5 protein-coding genes and 1 pseudogene are annotated in these 5,265 nt (G+C 69.2%); 2 read left to right on the top strand and 4 right to left on the bottom strand.

Annotated features, from left to right (window positions below; genetic code table 11):
• The coding region (locus tag ACK59X_RS08900; RefSeq protein WP_409956603.1) for a DNA topoisomerase at positions 1–1,695 on the top strand (1,695 nt) is incomplete at its 5' end.
• A gap of 12 nt (positions 1,696–1,707) precedes the next feature.
• Positions 1,708–2,046, top strand: a complete 339-nt coding sequence (locus ACK59X_RS08895; protein WP_409956601.1) for a DUF4124 domain-containing protein — start codon at positions 1,708–1,710, stop codon at positions 2,044–2,046.
• A gap of 18 nt (positions 2,047–2,064) precedes the next feature.
• Here ACK59X_RS08895 and ACK59X_RS08890 read toward each other — a convergent pair whose 3' ends face one another.
• The 4 genes and pseudogenes from ACK59X_RS08890 to ACK59X_RS08875 all read right to left on the bottom strand — a co-directional run.
• On the bottom strand, positions 2,065–2,781 hold the full coding sequence (locus ACK59X_RS08890) for an EthD family reductase (RefSeq protein ID WP_409956598.1): 717 nt from the start codon (positions 2,779–2,781) through the stop codon (positions 2,065–2,067).
• A gap of 31 nt (positions 2,782–2,812) precedes the next feature.
• Entirely contained in the window at positions 2,813–3,982 is a 1,170-nt protein-coding gene (locus ACK59X_RS08885; RefSeq protein ID WP_409956597.1) for an NADH:flavin oxidoreductase/NADH oxidase, read from the bottom strand.
• Between the two features lie 23 nt (positions 3,983–4,005).
• Positions 4,006–4,926, bottom strand: a complete 921-nt coding sequence (locus ACK59X_RS08880; protein ID WP_409956595.1) for a DMT family transporter — start codon at positions 4,924–4,926, stop codon at positions 4,006–4,008.
• Between the two features lie 107 nt (positions 4,927–5,033).
• Positions 5,034–5,265 (bottom strand): annotated as a pseudogene (locus ACK59X_RS08875) (MBL fold metallo-hydrolase); the annotation flags it as partial.

Genomic DNA, 5,265 nt, shown 5'->3' with positions numbered 1-5,265 from the left:
AAGCTGTACGACCTGGTGGTGCGCCGCTTCATTTCGGTGTTCTTCCCCAGCGCCGAATTCCAGGTCACCACCCGCATAACGACCGTCCAGGCAGCCGCCGCCGCACACCGCTTTAAAACAGAAGGCAAAGTCCTCGTGAAGCCGGGTTGGATGGCCGTGTATGGCAAGGAAGCTGCCGACGAAGTGGAAGGTGCCAAAGACGGCGAGAAGGGCCAGAACCTCATCGCCGTGGCCGCTGGCGAGGTGGTGCGCAACACCGAGGTGGCCGCCAAAGGCCTCAAGACCAAGCCACCCGCGCGCTACAACGAAGCCACGCTGCTGGGCGCCATGGAAGGCGCGGGCAAGCTGGTGGACGACGACGAGCTGCGCGAAGCCATGCAGGAAAAAGGCCTGGGCACGCCTGCCACGCGCGCGGCCATCATCGAAGGCCTGCTGACCGAAAAATACATGCTGCGCGAAGGGCGCGAGATCATCCCCACGGCCAAGGCCTTCCAGCTCATGACGCTGCTGCGCGGGCTGGAGGTGGAGGAGCTGTGCCGCGCCGACCTGACCGGCGAGTGGGAGTTCAAACTCTCGCAAATGGAAAAGGGGCAATTGAGCCGCGAATCCTTCATGGCCGACATCGCCGCCATGACCGAGCGCATGGTCAAGAAGGCCAAGGAATACGACCGCGACACCATCCCCGGCGACTACGCCACGCTGGCCACGCCCTGCCCCAACTGCGGCGGCGTGGTCAAGGAGAACTACCGCCGTTTCGCCTGCGTGGGCAAGCCCGGTGCCGAGCCCTGCGGCTTCAGCTTCGGCAAGTCGCCCGCGGGCCGCACCTTCGAGACCGCCGAGGCCGAGGCCCTGCTGCGCGACAGGAAGATCGGGCCGCTGGAGGGCTTCCGCTCGAAGGCGGGCTGGCCGTTCACCTCGGAGATCGTCATCAAGTACGACGACGAGGCGCACAACTACAAGCTCGAGTTCGATTTCGGCGACGACAAGAACGCCGAGGAATCGGGCGAGCTGGTGGAGTTTGCCGATGCCTCCCTGGGCCCCTGCCCGATCTGCGGCGCCGCCGTGCACGAGCACGGCGCCAACTACGTGTGCAGCAAGGCCGTGCCCACCGCCGCCCAGCCCACGCCGAGTTGCACCTTCAAGAGCGGCAAGATCATCCTGCAGCAGCCCGTGGAGCGCGAGCAGATGCACAAGCTGCTGGAGACGGGCAAGACCGACCTATTGGACAAGTTCGTCTCCATGCGCACACGCCGCGCGTTCAAGGCCTTCCTGGCCTGGGACAAGGAGGCCGGCAAGGTGAACTTCGAGTTCGCACCGAGCAAGTTCCCGCCGCGCAAGCCTGCTGCAGGCGCTTTTGCGGGCAAGACCGCCGCTGCCAAGGCCCCCGCCAAGGCGGCGGCGGCAAAGAAGGCACCGGCCAAAAAGGCCGCCTCCAAGACTGCTGCCGCCAAGGCACCGCGCAAGGCTGCTGCTGGCGCAGCCCCGAGCGCAGCGCTGGCCGCCGTGATCGGCAACGAGCCGGTGGCCCGCCCCGAGGCCGTGAAGAAGCTGTGGGAGTACATCAAGGCGAACAACCTGCAGGACCCCAAGGACAAGCGCACCATCGTTGCCGACGACAAGCTGCGCGCCGTGTTCGGCAAGGACAGCGCCGGCATGTTCGAGCTGGCCGGCATCCTCGGGCAGCACCTGGGCTGACCAGACGCACGCATGCGCAGTCCCTGGCGACCCACGATCTTTGCGCTGGTGGTGTTGGTGGCCGCTGGTGCCGCCTGGTGGACCGCCGACCAATGGCTGCCCCACGCCCGGCCCTGGCTTGACAAGACCTGGAGCAAGCTCTCGCGCCCCGGTGAAGACAGCCTGCCGCCCGAGAAGAAGGCCGCACAGGGGGGCGCCGCCGCCGGTGCGCGCAGTGCTGCTTCAGCCCCGGTGCAGCCACGCAAGTGCATCCAGGGCGGGCGCACCACCTACACCGACCAGCCCTGCCCGCCCGGAAGCCAGGAGCAGACGGTGGACGGCTCGGTCACTTCATTTCCCCGCACCCCTTGAAGGAGCGCGGCGGCGCGATCAAAGCACCCGGCGTTCCGTGACCAGAAAGGCCGTGATCTCTGCCAGGAAGGTCTTGGCGTGGGCCATGGTGCGCTGGCCCTGGGGCGAAGCGAAGGCCGCATTGAGCACCTCGGGACTTTCGAACCACAGCTCCACGATGCCGTCGATGGGCAGCTCGTCGTAGCCGCAGGGCACGCCCTTGGTGCGCTCGCGCCCACAGACCACGTTCTGGCGGTAGCCGCTCACGCCTGGCATGGTGCGTACCAGGTCGGCATGCACGCGCCATTCGCGCCGGAAATCGGTCTCGGACAGGTCATCGCGCCGGCGCAGCGTGGAGATGCGCTTGAGCAGCCGGGCGCGCGCTGCCGCGTCTTCGGGCAGTGCGATGACCTCGGTCTGCTCGGTGGTCACGATGTGCAGGCCGCCAAGGAAATGCTGCTCGTCCGCGACCAGCGCTGCCGCCAGCGCCCCGTCGCGGAAACCCGCATCGCCGGCCTGCGCGGCATCCACCCACAGCTGGGAGAAGCCATCGAAATCCCAGGGGCCGCGCGCAAAGTCGATGCCGCGCTGTAGCCGGTCGGTCACCAGGTTCTGCCAGTAGCCCCGCAGGCCGGGCACGCGCGCCGCCAGCGCGCCATGCTGGTCGCGCCAGTAGGCGTCGAAGCGCTCATGGCTCCAGCCGGGCTGTTTCTGGATCAGGCCCATGCGGACGCGGGCGGGTGTCGTTGTCGTCATCCATGTCTCCGGCGTGGTGATGAAGTGCTTGTCAGGGATTGCCGGCGGCCTGGTCCGCACGCGCGCGCGCCAGGCCTGGTGCCCGTTTGGCCAGCCACACGCCGTGGCGCAGGGGCCAGCGCTCGTAGCCGGGGTCGGCGCCCAGCGCCGCTGCCGCGTGGTGGGGCCAGTAGGGGTCGTGCAGCGCCTCGCGGCCGATGGCGATGAGGTCGGCCTGGCCACGGTCCAGGATGTCCTCGGCCTGCGCGGGGTCGACGATCATGCCCACGGCCTGGGTCTTCACGCCGGCCTCGCTGCGCAGGCGCTCGGCGAACGGCACCTGGAAGCCCAGGCCGCGCGGCACGGGCAGGGCGCGCGTCTCCTCGGTGAGCCCTCCGGAAGAACAGTCCACCACGTCCACCCCGCAGTCCGCCAGCGCGCGTGCCAGCACGATGGAGTCGTCCACGCTCCAGCCGCCTTCGCCGCTGCCGTCGACCACCGAGAGGCGCGCGAACAGCGGCTTGTGCGCGGGCCACACGGTACGCACGCGGCGGGCAATGTCCAGGGCCAGGCGCATGCGCCCCTCCAGGCTGCCGCCCCATGCGTCGCTGCGGTGGTTGGCATGGGGCGAGAGAAAGCTCGCCACCAGATAGCCATGGCCGAAGTGCAGCTCGACCACGTCCACGCCGGCCGCATCGGCGCGCCGGGCGGCGTCGGCAAAGCGCTGCACCACGTCCTCGATGCCGGCGGCGTCGAGCCCGGCGGGGGCGGACCAGCCGGGCCCCGCAGGCAGGGTGCTCGGGCCCAGGCGTTGCCAGGGCTCGGCATCGGCCGCCAAGGTGGCTTCGGACAGGGCCGCGCCGCCTTCCCACAGCGGCTGGCTGCCGGCCTTGCGCCCGGCATGTGCGAGCTGCACGCCGATGGCAGCGCCGTTGGCGTGCACGAAGTCCACCACGGCCTTCAGGGGTGCGACCTGACTGTCCTTCCACAGTCCCAGGTCGGCCGTGCCGATGCGCCCGCGCGGGTCCACCGCCGTGCTCTCGGTCAGGATCAGCGCGGCACCGCCGAGGGCGAACTTGCCCAGGTGCACCAGGTGCCAGGGCGTGGCATGGCCACCATCGGCCGCATGCTGGCACATGGGCGAGATGACGACGCGGTTGCGCAGGGTGAGGCCGCGCAGGGCCAGCGGCTGGAACAGCAGGGGAGGGTGCAGGTCGGTCATGGCGATCAAATGAAGGAACGGTGTCAAGGCACGGCGGGTGCGGCCGGGGCCTGCCGGCGCGTGCCCAGCCAGGTGCCTCCCATCACGGCGGCAAAGCCCGCGAGGTGCCACAGCGTGAGCTGCTCGCCCAGCAGCAGGGCGGCAAAGAGCACACCGAACACAGGCACCCAGTACAGGAAGACGGCGGTACGCGCCACGCCGATGGTGGCGATGGCCTGGTTCCAGACCACATTGCACACTGCCGTGGCAAAGATGCCCGAGAACAGCACCAGCAGCCACGGCCACCAGCCCGGGAACAGCGCGGCCGCAGACAGCGGCGCAGGCCCCAGCGCGGTGTGCGCCACGAGCAGCACCGTGCCGATGCAGTAGGTGAGCCAGCAGATGGTCAGCGGGTGTATCTGGCGCGCCAGGCGCTGCACCATGGCCCCGCCGGCCGCGAAGCTCAGCACCGAGCTGATGATGAGCAGATCGCCCACCCCCGCGCTGGACAGGCCCGCTCCCGGGTGGCTGAGCACCACGGCAGCCACGCCGGCAAAGCCCAGCAGCACGCCCAGGCTGCGCTGCAGCGTGAGCGGCTCGCGGAACGCGATGGCCGCGAGCAGGGCCGAGGCCAAGGGGCTGAGCGCCATCACCAGGGCCGCGTTGCTGGCCCGCGAGCGCAGCAGGCCTTCGGCGAACAACACTTGGTTGGCATAAACCATGAACACCGCGCACAGCGCCATCGCGCCCCACTGGCGTGGTGTGAAGCGCAGGCAGGCACAACGCTTGGCGGCCACGACGGCCGTGAGCGCCGCGCAGGCCACCAGCATGCGCACCGAGGCCAGCGTGGCGGGCGCGAACCAGGCGGTCAGCAGCTTCACCGCCGTGAGGTTGAGTCCCCAGACCGCCATGGCGCCGATCAGGACGGCCTGCACGGCCAGGGACTGGCGATCGTTCACGGGCATGGTGGGGGTCAACTCCTGAAAGCGCCAAGGGGTAGCAGCGCCCGCTCAACGCGAGCCTGCGAGGCAAGTCATGCCAGGGCCGCCGTCGCGCGCAGCCATGCCGAAAATCAGCCTTCCAATGCCTTCCACATCTGCACATCGCGCTCGGCCGTCCAGATGCGCGGGTCAGGGTACTGCGTGGCCTCGTCGTAGGCACGCGTCACGTCGAACGGCATGCAGTGGTTGAAGATCACCCAGTGCCCGTACTTGGGTTGCAGCTTCGCAAAGGTTGCCTCGTAGACCTTGCGCAGGTCCTCGCCCTTGGCGGCGCTTTCCTTCACGCTCTCGTACAGGTCGCTG

The organism is Acidovorax sp. (assembly GCF_046339755.1).
GTDB lineage: Bacteria > Pseudomonadota > Gammaproteobacteria > Burkholderiales > Burkholderiaceae_C > Acidovorax.
This window is presented reverse-complemented; position numbering and strand designations above follow the sequence as displayed.

Coding starts and splice junctions, on each gene's coding strand:
- ACK59X_RS08895 (WP_409956601.1), top strand. CDS start 1,708: ATGCGCAGTCCCTGGCGACCCACGATCTTTGCGCTGGTGGTGTTGGTG.
- ACK59X_RS08890 (WP_409956598.1), bottom strand. CDS start 2,781: ATGACGACAACGACACCCGCCCGCGTCCGCATGGGCCTGATCCAGAAA.
- ACK59X_RS08885 (WP_409956597.1), bottom strand. CDS start 3,982: ATGACCGACCTGCACCCTCCCCTGCTGTTCCAGCCGCTGGCCCTGCGC.
- ACK59X_RS08880 (WP_409956595.1), bottom strand. CDS start 4,926: ATGCCCGTGAACGATCGCCAGTCCCTGGCCGTGCAGGCCGTCCTGATC.